Genomic DNA, 16,891 nt, shown 5'->3' with positions numbered 1-16,891 from the left:
TCGGCGAAGATGATATCAACTTTAGAATGAGGAGGGGAGTCTGATGAAGCCAGGTACACTTCGTCAAATTCTTTTAATTACGGATGGTTGCTCGAATCAAGGAGAAGACCCGATTGCAATGGCGGCCCTCGCCAAGGAGCAGGGAATCTCGGTCAATGTGATCGGTGTGATGGACAATGATGTCATAGATGATAATGGGATGCAGGAAATTGAAGGGATTGCTCTATCGGGGGGTGGAGTGAGCCAGATCGTATATGCACAGCAGCTTTCGCAAACGGTACAGATGGTCACGCGTAAAGCGATGACCCAAACCTTGCAGGGGGTTGTGAATAAAGAATTGAAACAAATCCTTGGGAAATCCGCCTCCATGGAGGAACTTCCGCCCGAACAGCGTGGAGAGGTCATGGAAGTGGTCGATGAACTGGGTGAATCCGTCGATATGGAAGTGTTGATTCTTGTCGATACGTCAGCAAGTATGAAACATAAGCTTCCGACAGTCAAGGAAGCCCTATTGGACCTATCATTAAGCTTAAATGCAAGGATGGGTGATAATAAGTTTTCTGTGTTTGTATTTCCCGGGAAACGACAAGATGTCGAAAAACTGCTGGATTGGACACCAAGACTCGAAACACTGACGAGTATTTTCTCTAAATTGTCTCCAGGCGGAATCACTCCAACGGGGCCTGCAATCTCAGAAGCCATTACACACTTTAAGAAAAAACGTTCATTAAGGGGATTGCTCTCTCGTGGCGATGATGAACAATACTTCGAAGAAACCATTTAGTTTTCCACCTGGAACAGTTATAAGAGGCAAATGGTACAAGAATATTTATACAATCGTAAAAGAACTGGGGTTCGGCGCCAATGGAATGGTCTATCTGGTGCAGGGATCCTCAGGATATCAGGCGTTAAAGATGAGCGACAGCAATGTGTCGATTACATCTGAAGTCAATGTATTAAAAGCTTTCTCCAAGGTCCAAGGCTCTCCCCTTGGGCCAAAGCTTCTTGATGTGGACGATTGGGAGGTAAGGGGTCAAAAAATCCATTTCTATGTGATGGAATATATACAGGGCACCGATCTCTTGTCCTTCGTCCAGTCCAAGGGATTTTCCTGGACGGGTGTCCTCGTTGCCCAGCTCCTGACAGACCTGGAGCGGATTCATAAGGAAGGATGGGTCTTTGGGGATTTAAAACCTGAAAATTTGATTGTGACAGGTCCTCCTTACAGAATACGCTGCATCGATGTGGGTGGAACGACGATTAATGGCCGGGCCATCAAGGAGTTTACGGAGTTTTTTGATAGAGGATACTGGATAGGGGGATCGAGGCGGGCGGAACCTTCCTATGATCTATTCTCTGTGGGGATGATCCTGATCAATTTAGCCTACCCTGCGCGTTTCACTAAAGCGGGGGAAGGGAATATGAAACAACTGAGGCAGGCCGTCGATGCCAAGGACCAATTGAAGAAGTTCTCAGGGACGATCCAAGATGCCCTGGAAGGGACATTTCAATCCGCCGGTGAAATGAGAGTGAGCCTTTTAAACGGACTTTCACACGCCCAGACGGTGCCGCAGTCGAAACCGAAGCCAAAAGTCCAAAGGTCCGTCCCTAACGGTTCTTCTGTCAGAGCATCTTCTCCCCACACAAGCAGATATCAGAACCAGCGGAGTAAAAAATCCAGTCACTTCCTGGAGACGGTGCTCGTTGTGATTATTGTATCCCTGCTGTACGTTTTATATATCTATGGAGAATTGATGTAGCGTAATAGTGTGAGGATAGAGGAGAAATTGATACAATGGGGAAAATGGTTTAGGAAGAGGATCACAATGTTAGAGCAAACGACAAAACGATTTATTCAAGAGCACCGGCTCATTAAAAAGGGCGACCGTATCGTTGTAGCCGTTTCAGGCGGTCCCGACTCCTTAGCGCTTCTTCATTTTCTTGACTCGAACAAAGAGGGTCTGGGGGCAGAAGTGGCAGCGGCTCACCTTGATCATATGTTCAGGGGGGACGAATCCTTTCAGGAGTTATTGTTCGTCCAGGACTACTGCAACAATCGAAACATTCCTTTTTACGGAAAAAGAATGGATGTCGGAGGGGAAATCGAGCGGACCGGCGGAAGTCTGCAGGATAGGGCGCGTCAGATCCGTTATGACTTCATGAAGGGTGTCATGGAAGAGGTGTCCGCTTCCAAATTGGCCCTTGGGCACCACGGTGATGATCAAGTTGAAACCATCCTGATGAAGCTGACAAGAGGTGCGTCCGGTGCCGGCAGGGCAGGAATTCCCTTGAAACGACCATTTGGGGAAGGTGACATCATCCGGCCGTTCCTATCGGTGACAAAAGAAGAAATCGAGAGCTACTGTGAAAGGCATGGCCTGCACCCGAGAAGAGACCCCAGCAATGAGAAGGAAGATTATACGAGGAACCGGTTTAGAAAAAGGATGCTTCCGTTCCTGAAACAGGAAAATCCTCTGGTGCATCTTCAATTCCAACGATTTAGTGAAGAATTGACAGAAGATGAGGCATATTTAGAGGAATTAACACGGGAAAAGTTGAATAGAGTATGGAATAACACCGGGGATTACTCGACTTTACATATCGATGGTTTTCTTGCAATGGCTCAGCCTTTACAAAGAAGAGGGATTAATCTAATATTAAACTATCTTTACAAACTAAGACCATCTTCCTTATCGTCTATACATATTTACGATGTATTGGGTATTTTAAAAGGGAAAACGCCGAATGCCAGCTTAGATCTACCTCATGGGCTTAAGGTAACGCGTGCGTATCATACATGTTATTTTCACTTTGGGGAATTAGCCGTGACCGAGGTTCCATATCATTGTGAGCTCAAGGTCAATAAACGGCTTGAAATCCAAGGTGAATATCAATTCCTTCTCTCTTCTTCGCCGCCCGATGAGGCACTTACCGGCGACGTGATCCATCTGGATCCAAACGAGGTATCCCTGCCTCTATACGTACGTACAAGAAGAAGCGGAGATCGGATGAAAGTGAAGGGGCTCGAAGGCTCTAAGAAGCTTAAGACCCTCTTTATCGACCATAAACTTCCCCCTCACCTCCGTGAGGCGTGGCCGATTGTAGTGGACGCAGACGACCACATACTCTGGGTTCCGGGAATGAAGAAGTCCATTTACGATTTGGGAGAAGTGCAGGGAAATAGTTTAGTACTACAATTTACAAGCAATCATCTTCTAGGAGGCAGTTGAACATTGTTAAACCAAGATATTGAGAAAGTGTTAATTTCAGAAGAAGAACTTCAAGAAAAGATCAAAGCATTAGGTGCACAATTAACAGAGGAATATCAAGACCGCTTTCCTTTGGCCATTGGCGTTTTAAAAGGGGCAATGCCATTTATGGCTGACCTTTGTAAACGTATGGATACCCATATGGAAATGGATTTCATGGACGTTTCCAGCTACGGGAACTCTACTGTCTCTTCAGGAGAAGTAAAGATTGTGAAAGATTTAGATACAAAGGTGGAAGGCCGGGATATCCTCATCATTGAAGATATCATCGACAGCGGATTGACATTAAGCTATCTGGTGGAGCTTTTCCGCTATCGTAAGGCGAAATCCATCAGTATTGTGACCCTGCTTGACAAACCAACAGGCCGCAAAGCAGACATCAAAGCAGACTACGTAGGCTTTATCGTTCCTGACGAATTCGTGGTCGGATATGGTCTTGATTACGCTGAAAGATATCGTAATCTGCCGTATATCGGTGTTTTAAAACCAAGAGTGTATACAACGGGAGAATAAGTATATTCTAAAGAGGAATCTTGCAAGTGCAATTTGTTGTAATGCCATGATTTTCTATGATACTATTTTACTTAGTTTGTTTACCCGTGGGAGGAGGTAAGGGATGAACCGGATCTTTCGAAACACCATATTCTATTTACTGGTCTTTTTAGTGATCATAGGTGTGGTGAGTTATTTCAGCAACAACAACGAGCCAACCAAAAATATCGAGTACAGCACATTTATTAATAACCTTGAAGACGGAGACGTTTCTTCTTTTTCAATTCAACCTGGCAGAGGTGTTTATGAAGTAAAAGGACAGATGAAAGGCGCTAAAGAAGGAGAATACTTCTTGACTTATGTCCTAACCACAGATGGAAAGCTGATGGATAAGATCAATGCAGCGGCATCGGATCAAGGCATCGATGTTAAAGTATTACAGGCCAAAGAAACAAGCGGCTGGGTATCTTTCTTCACCACCATCATTCCGTTTGTCATCATCTTCATTCTGTTCTTCTTCTTACTTAACCAGGCTCAGGGCGGCGGAAGCCGTGTCATGAACTTCGGTAAGAGTAAGGCTAAGCTTTACAGTGAAGAGAAGAAGAAAGTCCGCTTTAAAGATGTAGCGGGAGCCGACGAAGAAAAGCAGGAGCTTGTAGAAGTAGTGGAATTCCTAAAGGATCCACGCAAGTTCTCTGAAGTGGGTGCCCGTATTCCAAAGGGTGTCCTTCTAGTGGGACCTCCTGGTACAGGTAAAACCCTACTTGCACGAGCCGTGGCTGGAGAAGCGGGAGTTCCTTTCTTCTCAATCAGTGGTTCCGACTTCGTTGAAATGTTTGTCGGTGTCGGTGCATCTCGTGTACGTGACTTATTTGAAAACGCGAAGAAGAATGCACCATGTATCATCTTCATTGATGAGATTGATGCAGTCGGTCGTCAACGTGGAGCAGGCTTGGGCGGAGGTCACGATGAGCGTGAACAAACCCTGAACCAGTTACTTGTTGAAATGGACGGTTTCGGAGCGAACGAAGGAATCATCATCGTCGCTGCAACGAACCGCCCTGACATTCTGGATCCAGCATTATTGCGTCCAGGACGTTTCGACCGTCAAATCACAGTAGACCGTCCAGACTTAAAAGGCCGTGAAGCTGTTCTTAAAGTACATTCTCATAATAAACCGCTTGATGATTCAGTGGATCTAAAAGCGATTGCGATGAGAACACCTGGCTTCTCCGGAGCCGATTTAGAAAACCTTCTGAACGAGGCGGCACTTGTTGCAGCCCGTGAGGATAAGAAGAAAATCGATATGCGTGATATCGACGAAGCAACCGACCGCGTCATTGCAGGTCCTGCCAAGAAGAGCCGCGTCATATCTGAAAAAGAACGTAAAATCGTGGCATTCCACGAAGCGGGTCACACCGTGATCGGTTTAGTCCTCGATGAAGCAGACATGGTACATAAGGTGACCATCGTTCCTCGTGGGCAGGCTGGCGGATATGCCGTCATGCTTCCAAAAGAAGATCGTTACTTTATGACGAAGCCTGAGCTTCTTGACAAGATAACAGGTTTACTCGGTGGTCGTGTAGCAGAGGAAATCATCTTCGGAGATGTTTCCACCGGTGCGCACAATGACTTCCAACGTGCAACTGGAATCGCCCGTAAAATGGTCACTGAATATGGTATGAGTGATAAGCTCGGACCACTTCAGTTTGGTCAATCGCAAGGTGGTCAAGTATTCCTTGGACGCGATATCAATAGTGAACAAAACTATTCAGATGCCATCGCGTATGAAATCGATCTTGAAATGCAGCGTTTGATCAAGGAAAGCTATGAGAGAGCGAAGCGAATTCTTACTGAAAATCGTGACAAGCTTGAACTCATTGCGAAAACATTATTGGATGTTGAAACATTAGATGCTGCGCAAATCAAGTCTCTAATGGATCACGGTAAACTGCCGGAACGCACCTATGCATCCGATCAGGAGAATAGTGACGTGAAGGTGAATATCCAAAAGAAAAATGAAGAAAACGTGATCGACGAAGACACGGCTTCAAAAGAAGACGATTCTAATTCAGATCGCACGTAATATAGAGGGATGCATCCATTTATGGGTGCATCCCTTTTTTGATTACTGAACCTTATGCATGTCGCCTCTAGGCAAAGCCCTTGCGCTTTTATACCATCCAGCTCCATCGGCTAGCCCCTCGAGGTCATAAGTCAACTTCACCAAAAAGGCAAAAAACGCCTTTCCGGTGAAGTCGCCTTATGCTTGTCGGGTCTGACCAAGCCGGTTCCGCTTTTGTACCTATTCTAAATAAATTATGGTATGATGTTGGCAGTGTGAAAACAATTGGTTTAGTAGGTGAGGATATTGATTTTTGTAATGGATGTAGGGAATACCAATATTGTGTTTGGTGTATATGAAAATGACCATTTAAAATATCATTGGAGAGCTGAAACGAATCGACATAAGACGGAAGATGAGTTTGGCATGCTTGTAAAGAATCTCTTTGAGCATGTGAATTTGACGTTTGAGGAAATTGACGGGATCATCATTTCTTCTGTTGTTCCTCCAATCATGTTTAGTCTGGAACGCATGTGTGAGAAATATTTTCATATTACTCCGCTTGTCGTAGGACCTGGAATCAAGACAGGTTTAAATATTAAATATGAAAATCCAAGGGAAGTCGGAGCGGACCGGATCGTCAATGCTGTCGCAGGCATTCACGAATATGGCGGGCCACTTATCATTGTGGACTTCGGAACAGCGACGACGTATTGCTATATCAATGAAGAACGACAATATATGGGTGGAGCGATCGCCCCGGGGATAGGTATATCAACGGAAGCCCTGTACTCGAAGGCGGCCAAGCTGCCAAGGATTGAAATCGCACGTCCCGAGCAGATCATTGGAAAGAATACCGTTACAGCCATGCAGGCGGGTATCCTTTATGGATATGTCGGACAAGTCGAAGGTATCGTTCAAAGAATGAAAGCACAAAGTAAGAAAGAACCAACGGTCATTGCAACGGGAGGATTAGCGACGCTGATATCGAAAGAATCCAATAGCATCGATGTAGTGGATCCATTCCTGACGTTAAAAGGGTTGAAATTAATCTACAAGAGAAATATGAGCTGAGAAGAAAGGAGCTTCAACCATGAGCGACTATTTAGTGAAAGCATTAGCCTATGACGGGCAGGTACGTGCTTATGCAGTGAAAAGTACGGATACAGTAGGAGAGGCGCAAAGAAGACATGATACATGGCCGACTGCATCAGCAGCGCTGGGCCGGAGCATCAGTGCCGGAGTCATGATGGGGGCTATGCTGAAAGGTGACAACAAATTAACGATAAAAGTAGAAGGTGGCGGCCCGATCGGTGCCATCCTGGTGGATAGTAATGCAAAAGGGCAAGTCAGAGGATACGTGACCAACCCCCATGTACATTTTGATCTGAACGAGCACGGAAAGCTTGATGTCGCCCGTGCGGTTGGCACAACCGGAACATTATCGATTGTAAAGGATATCGGCATGAGAGATCACTTCTCGGGTCAGGTTCCGATTGTTTCGGGGGAACTTGGAGAAGACTTCACGTATTATTTCGTCACATCGGAACAAGTGCCTTCTTCCGTAGGGGTGGGTGTACTGGTGAACCCTGATAATACCATCCTTGCAGCAGGTGGATTCATCCTGCAGCTTATGCCCGGGACAGACGATGAAACGATTACGAAGATTGAAGAACGACTGGCTAAAATTCCTCCAATCTCGAAGTTGATTGAAAAAGGGCTTACGCCTGAAGAGGTATTGGAAGCGGTCCTTGGAGAAGGGGAAGTCAAAGTACTGGAAACCATGCCGGTGGAATTTAAGTGCCAATGCAGCAAAGAGCGCTTTTCAAATGCCATCATCAGCTTGGGCGAGCAGGAAATCCAGGAAATGATTGATGAAGATGGAAGTGCGGAAGCAAGCTGTCACTTCTGTAATGAAGTATATGTATTTTCTAAAGAGGAACTAGAAGAACTGAAATCAAGCGCAGAGTAATAAATCACGTCCAGGGAGAATGGGAGAAATGAGAATTAAACGATCTGTACTCATGGGGATCATCGGGCTGCTCCTAGTCACCAACCTGATCACCCTTGTGTGGAACTGGTCCTCGGGTAAAATCGGCACCCCGGAAGTTGTGGCATCGGTTGGCGGGGAATCCGTGACCCGGGAGGATTGGTTATATGCACTTGAGCAGCAACATGGTAAGGAAGAGCTGAGGGCATTGGTCAATCAAAAAGTGATCGACCACTTGGCAAAGAAATACGATATCTCCGTTTCCGATAAAGAAGTGGAGCAGGAATACTATCTGATACAATCTGTTTACGATGCTTATGACGAAGAGAACCTTGAAGATGAAGAGACTCTGAAGAAGCAGATCAAATCTGAATTATTATTAGAGGAGCTCATCACAAAGGATGTACAGGTTCCTGAAAAAGAGTTGAAGAAATTCTATACAAAGAATGAGGACCAATATTCAATCTCTAAAATGTACAGGCTGAAGCAGTTGAAGGTAGCGGGTCGAACAGAAGCGGAGCAGGTTCTAGAGGAACTCGATGCCGGTTCTAACTTCGAAGCACTGGCCATGGAGCGGTCAACCGATGAGCAAAGTGCTCATTTAGGAGGGGACCTCGGGTATGTCCCCCTTGATGGTGATATTCTCTCCTCAACCGCCAAGTCTGAGATAGAGCCGTTGTCACCGGGAGAATGGACAGCGCCGATACAGCAAGATTCGGGATATGTTATCTATTATCTGGACGATATCTTGAAGGAGAGGCATTTTTCTTTTAAAGACGTAAAATCCCAAATCCGGAGGCAGATTGCTCTGGAACAAGTCGAGACACCATTGAAGCCGGAATCTTTCTGGGATGAGGTGAACGTCGAGTGGTTTTACGGTAAGCAGGAGTGATGGAGGAGCTGACCTTATTTTCGGTCAGCTCCTTTTACATAGTTCGGTCACTTTCAACGAAACATAGGATAAGTGTAATGTGCATATATATGTAGGTGAGTATGGGAGGCATCAGAGCGGTGCCTGGATAAGAAGTGCAATATCATTGACAAATTTATTGAATATTGTTACATTTTATTAAAACCAACAAATTTACTTGGAATTAGGAGTGATGAATGAATGGTGAGAGTAGCCAATTCAATTTCAGAATTAATAGGTCAGACTCCAGTGGTAAAACTGAATCGATTAGTAGATGAAAATAGTGCGGATGTTTATTTGAAACTGGAATATATGAACCCGGGAAGCTCTGTGAAAGACAGGATCGCCCTCGCGATGATCGAAGCGGGTGAAGCCGCAGGCACGATCAAGCCGGGAGATACGATTGTGGAACCGACGAGTGGTAACACGGGGATCGGCCTGGCGATGGTCGCAGCTGCTAAAGGCTACCGTTCATTGCTCGTCATGCCGGACACGATGAGTATGGAACGACGGAACCTGCTGCGTGCATACGGTGCTGAATTGGTGTTGACCCCTGGTGCTGAAGGGATGGGAGGCGCCATCCGTAAAGCCGAGGAGTTGGCGAATGAAAAAGGATATTTCATGCCGCAGCAATTTAAGAATGAGGCAAACCCTAAAGTCCATCGTGAAACAACGGGACCGGAAATCGTCGAACAGATGGGTGACCAGCTCGATGCCTTCATCGCCGGTATCGGAACGGGGGGAACGATTACAGGGGTCGGTGAAGTGCTGAAGAAGCATTATCCATCCGTTGAACTATATGCTGTAGAACCATCGGACTCCCCTGTATTATCGGGAGGGAAGCCCGGACCCCATAAGATTCAAGGGATCGGTGCCGGATTCATCCCTGATATTTTAGATACGGAACTATACGACCATATCATACAGGTCGGGAAAGATTCAGCCTTTGAATATGCAAGAAGAGCGGCGAAGGAAGAAGGGATCCTTGGCGGGATTTCCTCCGGGGCAGCCATTTATGCAGCCCTTGAAGTAGCGAAGAAGCTAGGGAAGGGCAAAAAAGTCCTCGCGATCATCCCTAGTAACGGAGAACGCTATCTCAGCACGCCTCTTTACCAATTTGATGAAGAATAAGAGCCCGATTTCGGATCCTGAAGCGCACGATGCTTCAGGATCCGTTTTTTTATGTTTACACCCCTCCCAATCTACACATAATTTCAATTTTTTAACGATGAAACCTTCCTGAAGTTCATGTATCATGAAAGGAGATAAAGATGAGGAGTGTGAGGGGTCAGTGCAGCACCTATATTTTCATAAAAACCATTCAACCAAAGAGCAATTCTTCGCAGCGTACAAACGGCTCAGTCAGCATCAGACACATCATATTTTGTTAGAAAGTGGACGTGGTGGACGATATAGTGTTGCTGGACTGGAACCTGACGTCATATTACAAAGTGTGCCGGAGGGATTGACCATACAAGACTCATCTGGAGTGGAAACGATACATGGGGATCCGCTAATTGAGCTGGAAAAATGGATGACTCCCTTTCGAACGGAAAGAAGAGACGACCTGCCTGACTTCCAGGGGGGAGTGATCGGATTTCTTAGCTACGATTATGCAAGAAAAATTGAGAAGCTTCCCTCAATGGGGCGTGACGACCTGGAGATTCCCGATCTCTATTTTTACTACCTGAGGGAGTGGGCCGTGTTTGATCATCAGGAGAATTGTTTATGGACGATGCTTCTCTCGGGTGAAGAAGCGGCATCCGCTGAGGTTCAGCTTGCCCACTGGACGTCATCGTGGTTGGATGCCTTGTCCCCAACCAAAGAGCCTGAGGGAAATCCTGTGCCACGGGAAACGGCGGGTATTGAAGTGTCGATGGATGAGGAAGAATTCTCAGAGGCAGTGAAGAAAATCCAATCCTATATTTCGCAGGGTGATGTCTTTCAGGTGAATTTATCTGTCAGGCAGTCCCAAACGTTGAAGGCCGAGCCGTACACGGTTTATCAAAAGCTTCGGGAATTAAATCCCTCCCCTTATATGAGCTATATTCATAGCCCGGACTTTCAAATTGTATCCGGATCACCGGAGCTCCTCGTGAAGAAAAAGGGCATGGAAGTAAGTACAAGGCCAATCGCAGGTACCCGTTCCCGGGGCAAGGATGCCGAAGAGGATGAGAGACTTGCCCTTGAACTGATCCACAATGAAAAAGAAAGAGCCGAGCATGTGATGCTTGTGGACCTGGAGCGGAATGATCTCGGAAGGGTATGCCGATACGGGACGGTAGAAGTGAACGAGTTCATGGTGATCGAAAAATATTCCCATGTCATGCACATTGTGTCCAATGTAAGAGGAACATTGGATGAGGCGAAAACGGGAGCGGATCTAATCCGGTCTGTTTTCCCCGGGGGAACGATTACCGGTGCGCCCAAAGTGAGGACGATGGAAATCATCGAAGAGCTTGAACCGGTCAGGCGGGGCATTTACACCGGTTCCATTGGCTGGATCGGGGTCAATGGCGATATGGAATTGAACATCGTCATACGGACGATGCTCGTGAAAGAAGGAAAAGGACATATTCAAGCGGGAGCGGGAGTCGTGATTGATTCCAACCCAACGTATGAATACAAAGAATCCCTGAAGAAAGCGAAGGCCCTCTGGGTAGCGAAGGCAAGGGCGGAAGGAGAACATCTATGATCCTCATGATTGATAACTATGATTCATTCACCTATAATCTTGTACAATTTCTGGGAGAGCTTGGGGAAGAGCTTATCGTGAAGCGCAATGACGAGATCACCCTGGATGAAATGGCAGCTTTGTCCCCTGATTATCTGATGATCTCCCCCGGCCCTTGCAGCCCGAACGAAGCCGGTGTGAGTCTCGATGCCATCCGGACCTTCGCCGGTAAGATCCCGATTTTCGGCGTTTGTCTCGGACATCAGTCGATCGCCCAGGTTTTCGGAGGAGACGTTGTACGTGCCGAACGGTTAATGCACGGAAAGGTCTCCCCGGTGATCCATGATGGAAAAACGATTTTCGAAGGGATGCCGAAACCTTTTAATGCAACGAGGTATCATTCCCTGATCGTGAAACGGGAGACCCTTCCCGAATGCTTCGACATTTCAGCCGAAACATCAGAGGGAGAAATCATGGCCATCCGACATAAACACCTTCCCCTTGAGGGAGTGCAGTTCCATCCTGAGTCCATCATGACGGAGCATGGGAAGCAGCTTCTCCTGAACTTCCTGAACACCTATAAAAAAGTCGGGATGGCCTGATCCATGTATCTCTATTTAAACGGAGACATCGTTCATCTATCAGAAGCGGCCATTTCTCCATTGGATCATGGATACTTGTATGGGATGGGAGTGTTTGAAACCTTTCGGACGTATGATGGTCATCCATTTTTGTTAAAGGATCACTTGGAGAGGCTATCCCGGGGTTTAGCGGAATTGAATATTACAGCCGACCTTGATGAAGGGAAAATCAGGTGGACGATAGCTGAACTGTTAAAGAAGAATGATCTTAAGGATGCGTATTGCCGGTTCAATGTGTCGGGTGGACCGGGGGAAATCGGGCTGAAGACGACCCCTTATGAGAACGCAACGGTGATTCTTTTTCAGAAGGAATTACCACCTTCCGTCCCGCTAAAAGAAAAAGAAGGTGTATTCCTGAAGCTTAGGAGAAATACTCCGGAAACGGGAGAGCGGCTGAAATCCCACCATTACCTGAACAATATGGCGGCCAAGCGGGAAATCGGAGCTTCATTTGATCAGGAAGGGATCTTTCTGACAAAAGACGGGCATCTGTGCGAGGGGATCACCTCGAACCTTTTCTGGGTAAAGGACGGAGAATTATTTACCCCATCGGTGGAAACCGGGCTTTTAAATGGGATTACCCGTCAGTTCATCCTGGAACTTTCCGGTCTATTGGACATGCCGGTCCGGGTGGGGTTCTTTGACCAAGAGGACATACTGGAAGCAGATGAGGTTTTTTTTACAAATTCCGTTCAAGAAATCATACCGGTAAATAAAATGGGATCTTTCTCTTTTCCGGGGCGGAACGGTAAGTATGTTGGTTTGCTCCATGAGCGGTACACCTACTATAAACGACACTTGAGTTCAATAAAGGAATTAAAGCAGGGGGAATGACGCAATGAAGTTCGGAAAATATGAGCTTGATTTTTCACAGAAGACCCTCATTATGGGGATCTTGAATATCACTCCCGATTCATTTTCGGACGGCGGGTCTTACAATGAGTTGAACAGGGCAGTGGAGCGTGCGAAAGAAATGGTGGAAATGGGAGCGGATATGATCGATATAGGTGGAGAGTCCACCCGGCCGGGGCACCAGGTTGTAGCTGCCGAAGAAGAAATTTCACGGGTCGCACCGATTATAGAGGCAATCTCCCGGGAAGTGGACGTACCCATCTCCATCGACACGTACAAGGCTGCGACGGCACGTAAAGCCCTGGAAGCAGGAGCAAGCATCATCAACGATGTCTGGGGCGCGAAGAAGGATCCTGAAATGGCGGCCGTTGCCGCGGAAACGGGTGCCCCCATCATCCTCATGCATAACCGGGATAATCAGGAATACAGTCACTTCATGCGGGATGCCATACAGGATCTCCAGGAAAGCATCACCCTGGTAAAGGCGGCCGGCGTAACAGATGAGCAAATCATCCTAGATCCTGGCATTGGTTTTGCCAAAACAGTACAATTGAACATAGATATGATGAGGCATCTGGATGTCATCGTCTCCCTTGGCTATCCGGTGCTTCTGGGAACGTCACGTAAATCGGTCATTGGACATGTCCTCGATCTTCCCGTGGAGGAGCGGATGGAAGGTACGGGGGCTACAGTATGCTACGGGATTCAAAAGGGCTGCCACATCGTACGGGTCCATGATGTAAAGGAAATGGCGCGCATGGCCAAAATGATGGACGCCCTTATTGGAAAGGAGAAATCGTATGGATAAGATTCTATTGAATGAAATGGAGTTTTACGGCTATCATGGTGTATTTAAGGAAGAAAACAAACTTGGACAACGTTTTCGTGTCAGTGTAGAGTTGAACCTGGATTTAAAGAAGTCCGGACAAAGTGATCAGCTGGAGGACTCCGTCAACTATGCAGAGGTCTATTCCATCACCAAATCGGTCGTAGAGGGAGAGCCGAGGAATCTGGTCGAAGCGGTGGCTGAAGACATTTCTTCCCGTATCCTGGACACATTCGTAGTCGTAAACAGCTGTAAAATCACACTAATCAAGCCTGATCCACCTATTCCGGGTCATTACCAATCGGTGGCAGTGGAGATCAATAGGAGTCGATAGGATGAATACTGCATATATTTCCCTTGGTTCCAATATGGGAGACAGGGCGGGTTATTTAGAAAAAGCCATAAACATTTTGGGCAGTCATGGTAAGATAGAGGTAACGAAACGATCCTCTCTGTATGAAACAGACCCGGTAGGATTTACAGAACAAGGTCAATTTTTGAATATGGTCATCGAAATTCGTACCAGTTTAAGTCCAGAAACTCTATTACATCAGTGCTTGCAGGTGGAGATCGACCTTGGAAGGGAAAGGGAGTTCAAGTGGGGTCCCCGAATAATAGACCTTGATATCTTGCTCTATAATCACGAAAAAATCGAAACCGACGATTTACTCATCCCTCATCCAAGGATGCAAGAAAGAGCATTTGTATTAATTCCATTATTAGAGGTGGCTCCAGAAGTAGAGCACCCGTCTTTTAATGCCCCGTTAGCTGAATTTCTGGACGAAATACCTGACAAAGAAGGAGTTCGGTTATGGAAACAGATCAATGGGGAAGACGCATTCGTGCATTCAGAAAGCTAAAAGGATATACTCAGGAAAGTTTGGCTAAGGAACTCTCCATCTCCGTATCGGTCCTCGGGGAAGTCGAAAGAGGAAGCCGGATACCGAAAGAAGATTTCTTAGAGAACGTGGCAGACGTGCTGAACGTCCCGTTGCATGACCTCATGCCGGATGAAGGCGATGAACGCAGTGAGTGAAGATCAACGGTACTGCATTGCACCTGAGAAGCGGGAAAACCCTTAACCGGATCAACGAATGCCGTTTCATTCACCTGTATTTCTTTTTATGTTATCCTAGAAAAGGCTGGAACCAATACGTGACCCCGTCACCAGGTTGGATCGGCCTTTTTTAGATTTTTTTCATATGTTTTTAACATGCCGAAGTACGTTTCTGAAATTACTCATACTTTAGGGGTGTTACAAACATAGATATTGTGTAAAATAGTATGGTATATAATCGTATTAGTCTAGTAAAGCAAGCAGATAGAATAGGAGTGAAATACATGAGTCACGAAGAAATCAACGACCAGCTTCGAGTCAGACGCGAAAAAATGGAGGCCATCCGTGAAAAAGGACAGGATCCATTCGGTAAACGCTATGATCGCACACACAGTTCATCGGATATTAAATCCCAATTCGATGAATTTTCTAAAGAGGAATTGGAAGAGAAGGATATCACGGTCACCATCGCAGGTCGTATCATGACCAAGCGTGGAAAAGGGAAAGCGGGATTCGCCCACCTTCAGGATCTGGCTGGACAAGTCCAAATCTATGTTCGTAAAGATGCCATCGGTGAAGAGGCTTATGAAGTATTCAATACAGCAGACCTCGGGGATATCGTAGGGATCACGGGTACAGTATTCAAGACAAAAGTAGGGGAACTTTCTGTAAAAGCGAAAGAATTCCACCTTCTGACGAAAGCACTCCGCCCGCTTCCCGAGAAGTTCCACGGCTTAAAAGACGTTGAACAACGCTACCGTCAACGTTACCTGGACCTTATCACAAGTCAGGAAAGTAAAGAAACGTTCATTGCCCGCAGCCGTATCATCCAATCCATGAGAAGATACCTGGACAACAACGGTTACCTGGAAGTAGAAACACCAATGATGCACGCCATCGCAGGAGGGGCCTCTGCCCGTCCGTTCAATACACATCATAACGCTCTTGATATGCCGCTATTTATGCGTATCGCAATCGAGCTTCACTTAAAACGTCTGATCGTCGGAGGCCTTGAAAAAGTATACGAAATCGGCCGTGTATTCCGTAACGAAGGAGTTTCAACCCGACATAACCCTGAGTTCACGATGATCGAGCTATATGAAGCGTATGCGGATTACCGTGATATCATGGCCCTTACGGAAAATCTTGTTGCACATATTGCCAAAGAGGTATTCGGTTCGACCACTGTTCAATATGCCGACTATGAAATCAACCTCGAGCCGGAGTGGACACGTCTTCATATGGTAGACGCAGTGAAAGAGCACACAGGTGTAGACTTCTGGCAGGAAATGTCCGATGAAGATGCCCGTGCCCTTGCGAAAGAACACGGCATCGAAATCAAAGACAATATGCAGTATGGTCATGTGGTCAATGAATTCTTCGAACAAAAAGTGGAAGACAAGCTGATTCAGCCTACCTTCATTTACGGTCACCCCGTGGAAATTTCTCCACTTGCGAAGAAGAATGACGAAGATCCACGCTTCACCGATCGCTTTGAGCTATTCATTGTAGGTCGTGAACATGCCAATGCCTTCACGGAGCTTAATGATCCAATCGATCAACGTGAACGCTTCGAGGCGCAATTGAAAGAAAGAGAAGAAGGAAACGACGAAGCCCACATGATGGACAATGACTTCATCGAGGCTCTTGAATACGGAATGCCACCAACAGGTGGACTTGGAATCGGGATCGACAGACTGGTTATGCTGTTAACGAATTCCCCATCCATCCGGGACGTATTATTATTCCCATTGATGCGTCATCGTGACTAATAAGATATTTCTATAACAACAGCCGGGCTTTCCCGGCTGTTATTTTTTTAGAATCTAATGGGGAAGTTTGCACATAATAGGATGGTGTCATCACCAGCTCGAAAACGGGACGAAAGGCTCCTTTTCATTACGATAAAATGAAAGGAAACAATGCCATTTGACTTGTATTGAATAATAGAAGGAAAAGAATCGAAAAAAACTCTTGCGCACCGGTTTTTATGGTGGTATAGTATTATCTGTTGCCGCAAAACGGCGACAAACGATACAAAAAACTTTTTAAAAAAGTTATTGACTTAAACGAGTTGATAATGTAATATTTAAAGGGTCGCTTCAAACAGAAGCA

At 46.2% G+C, this 16,891-nt stretch carries 17 protein-coding genes; all 17 read left to right on the top strand.

Annotated features, from left to right (window positions below; all coding sequences use genetic code 11):
• The first annotated feature begins 43 nt into the window (after positions 1 to 43).
• The 17 genes from CN378_RS17015 to lysS all read left to right on the top strand — a co-directional run bounded on the left by CN378_RS17015 (position 44) and on the right by lysS (position 16,548).
• On the top strand, positions 44 to 784 hold the full coding sequence (locus tag CN378_RS17015; protein WP_034762994.1) for a VWA domain-containing protein: 741 nt from the start codon (positions 44 to 46) through the stop codon (positions 782 to 784).
• Complete coding sequence (locus tag CN378_RS17010) at positions 753 to 1,760, top strand: protein kinase domain-containing protein (protein WP_098353722.1); 1,008 nt, start codon at positions 753 to 755, stop codon at positions 1,758 to 1,760. The genes CN378_RS17015 and CN378_RS17010 overlap by 32 nt, the downstream gene beginning before the upstream one ends.
• Positions 1,761 to 1,826: 66 nt before the next feature.
• A complete protein-coding gene (tilS, locus tag CN378_RS17005) occupies positions 1,827 to 3,230 on the top strand; it encodes a tRNA lysidine(34) synthetase TilS (protein WP_098353688.1) in 1,404 nt (467 codons plus the stop codon).
• Positions 3,231 to 3,233: 3 nt separating this feature from the next.
• Complete coding sequence (gene hpt, locus CN378_RS22995) at positions 3,234 to 3,782, top strand: hypoxanthine phosphoribosyltransferase (protein ID WP_034762998.1); 549 nt, start codon at positions 3,234 to 3,236, stop codon at positions 3,780 to 3,782.
• 103 nt (positions 3,783 to 3,885) lie between these two features.
• Positions 3,886 to 5,847, top strand: a complete 1,962-nt coding sequence (gene ftsH, locus CN378_RS16995) for an ATP-dependent zinc metalloprotease FtsH (protein ID WP_098353687.1) — start codon at positions 3,886 to 3,888, stop codon at positions 5,845 to 5,847.
• Positions 5,848 to 6,132: 285 nt separating this feature from the next.
• On the top strand, positions 6,133 to 6,900 hold the full coding sequence (locus CN378_RS16990; RefSeq protein WP_179884954.1) for a type III pantothenate kinase: 768 nt from the start codon (positions 6,133 to 6,135) through the stop codon (positions 6,898 to 6,900).
• A 19-nt stretch (positions 6,901 to 6,919) separates the two neighbouring features.
• On the top strand, positions 6,920 to 7,798 hold the full coding sequence (gene hslO / locus CN378_RS16985) for an Hsp33 family molecular chaperone HslO (RefSeq protein WP_098353686.1): 879 nt from the start codon (positions 6,920 to 6,922) through the stop codon (positions 7,796 to 7,798).
• A gap of 28 nt (positions 7,799 to 7,826) precedes the next feature.
• Complete coding sequence (locus tag CN378_RS16980; RefSeq protein ID WP_179884953.1) at positions 7,827 to 8,708, top strand: peptidyl-prolyl cis-trans isomerase; 882 nt, start codon at positions 7,827 to 7,829, stop codon at positions 8,706 to 8,708.
• Between the two features lie 219 nt (positions 8,709 to 8,927).
• Positions 8,928 to 9,857: a cysteine synthase A gene (gene cysK, locus CN378_RS16975; protein ID WP_098353684.1), complete on the top strand. Its 930-nt coding sequence runs from the start codon at positions 8,928 to 8,930 to the stop codon at positions 9,855 to 9,857.
• 160 nt (positions 9,858 to 10,017) lie between these two features.
• Positions 10,018 to 11,421 carry an aminodeoxychorismate synthase, component I gene (gene pabB / locus CN378_RS16970; RefSeq protein ID WP_257141185.1) on the top strand — a complete coding sequence of 468 codons (1,404 nt, stop codon included), beginning with the start codon at positions 10,018 to 10,020 and terminating at the stop codon, positions 11,419 to 11,421.
• Complete coding sequence (gene pabA / locus CN378_RS16965) at positions 11,418 to 12,002, top strand: aminodeoxychorismate/anthranilate synthase component II (RefSeq protein ID WP_098353682.1); 585 nt, start codon at positions 11,418 to 11,420, stop codon at positions 12,000 to 12,002. Before pabB ends, pabA begins: the two co-directional genes overlap by 4 nt.
• A 3-nt stretch (positions 12,003 to 12,005) precedes the next feature.
• On the top strand, positions 12,006 to 12,875 hold the full coding sequence (gene pabC, locus CN378_RS16960) for an aminodeoxychorismate lyase (RefSeq protein ID WP_098353681.1): 870 nt from the start codon (positions 12,006 to 12,008) through the stop codon (positions 12,873 to 12,875).
• Positions 12,876 to 12,879: 4 nt separating this feature from the next.
• Entirely contained in the window at positions 12,880 to 13,701 is an 822-nt protein-coding gene (gene folP / locus CN378_RS16955; protein WP_098353680.1) for a dihydropteroate synthase, read from the top strand.
• Positions 13,694 to 14,053, top strand: coding sequence for a dihydroneopterin aldolase (gene folB, locus CN378_RS16950; RefSeq protein WP_098353679.1), 360 nt, complete (start codon positions 13,694 to 13,696; stop codon positions 14,051 to 14,053). The genes folP and folB overlap by 8 nt, the downstream gene beginning before the upstream one ends.
• Position 14,054: 1 nt before the next feature.
• Positions 14,055 to 14,579, top strand: coding sequence for a 2-amino-4-hydroxy-6-hydroxymethyldihydropteridine diphosphokinase (folK, locus tag CN378_RS16945; RefSeq protein ID WP_098353678.1), 525 nt, complete (start codon positions 14,055 to 14,057; stop codon positions 14,577 to 14,579).
• Positions 14,531 to 14,755, top strand: a complete 225-nt coding sequence (locus tag CN378_RS16940) for a helix-turn-helix domain-containing protein (protein ID WP_098353677.1) — start codon at positions 14,531 to 14,533, stop codon at positions 14,753 to 14,755. The genes folK and CN378_RS16940 overlap by 49 nt, the downstream gene beginning before the upstream one ends.
• Before the next feature lie 296 nt (positions 14,756 to 15,051).
• A complete protein-coding gene (gene lysS / locus CN378_RS16935; protein ID WP_098353676.1) occupies positions 15,052 to 16,548 on the top strand; it encodes a lysine--tRNA ligase in 1,497 nt (498 codons plus the stop codon).
• Positions 16,549 to 16,891 lie beyond the last annotated feature (343 nt).

It is taken from the genome of Bacillus sp. AFS015802 (genome assembly GCF_002561455.1).
Taxonomy (GTDB): domain Bacteria; phylum Bacillota; class Bacilli; order Bacillales; family Bacillaceae_B; genus Rossellomorea.
This window is presented reverse-complemented; position numbering and strand designations above follow the sequence as displayed.

Excerpts from the sequence above, each read along its gene's own strand:
- CN378_RS17015 (WP_034762994.1), top strand. The coding sequence starts at position 44 with ATGAAGCCAGGTACACTTCGTCAAATTCTTTTAATTACGGATGGTTGC.
- CN378_RS17010 (WP_098353722.1), top strand. The coding sequence starts at position 753 with ATGATGAACAATACTTCGAAGAAACCATTTAGTTTTCCACCTGGAACA.
- tilS (WP_098353688.1), top strand. The coding sequence starts at position 1,827 with ATGTTAGAGCAAACGACAAAACGATTTATTCAAGAGCACCGGCTCATT.
- ftsH (WP_098353687.1), top strand. The coding sequence starts at position 3,886 with ATGAACCGGATCTTTCGAAACACCATATTCTATTTACTGGTCTTTTTA.
- hslO (WP_098353686.1), top strand. The coding sequence starts at position 6,920 with ATGAGCGACTATTTAGTGAAAGCATTAGCCTATGACGGGCAGGTACGT.
- CN378_RS16980 (WP_179884953.1), top strand. The coding sequence starts at position 7,827 with ATGAGAATTAAACGATCTGTACTCATGGGGATCATCGGGCTGCTCCTA.
- cysK (WP_098353684.1), top strand. The coding sequence starts at position 8,928 with ATGGTGAGAGTAGCCAATTCAATTTCAGAATTAATAGGTCAGACTCCA.
- pabA (WP_098353682.1), top strand. The coding sequence starts at position 11,418 with ATGATCCTCATGATTGATAACTATGATTCATTCACCTATAATCTTGTA.
- pabC (WP_098353681.1), top strand. The coding sequence starts at position 12,006 with ATGTATCTCTATTTAAACGGAGACATCGTTCATCTATCAGAAGCGGCC.
- folP (WP_098353680.1), top strand. The coding sequence starts at position 12,880 with ATGAAGTTCGGAAAATATGAGCTTGATTTTTCACAGAAGACCCTCATT.
- folB (WP_098353679.1), top strand. The coding sequence starts at position 13,694 with ATGGATAAGATTCTATTGAATGAAATGGAGTTTTACGGCTATCATGGT.
- folK (WP_098353678.1), top strand. The coding sequence starts at position 14,055 with ATGAATACTGCATATATTTCCCTTGGTTCCAATATGGGAGACAGGGCG.
- CN378_RS16940 (WP_098353677.1), top strand. The coding sequence starts at position 14,531 with ATGGAAACAGATCAATGGGGAAGACGCATTCGTGCATTCAGAAAGCTA.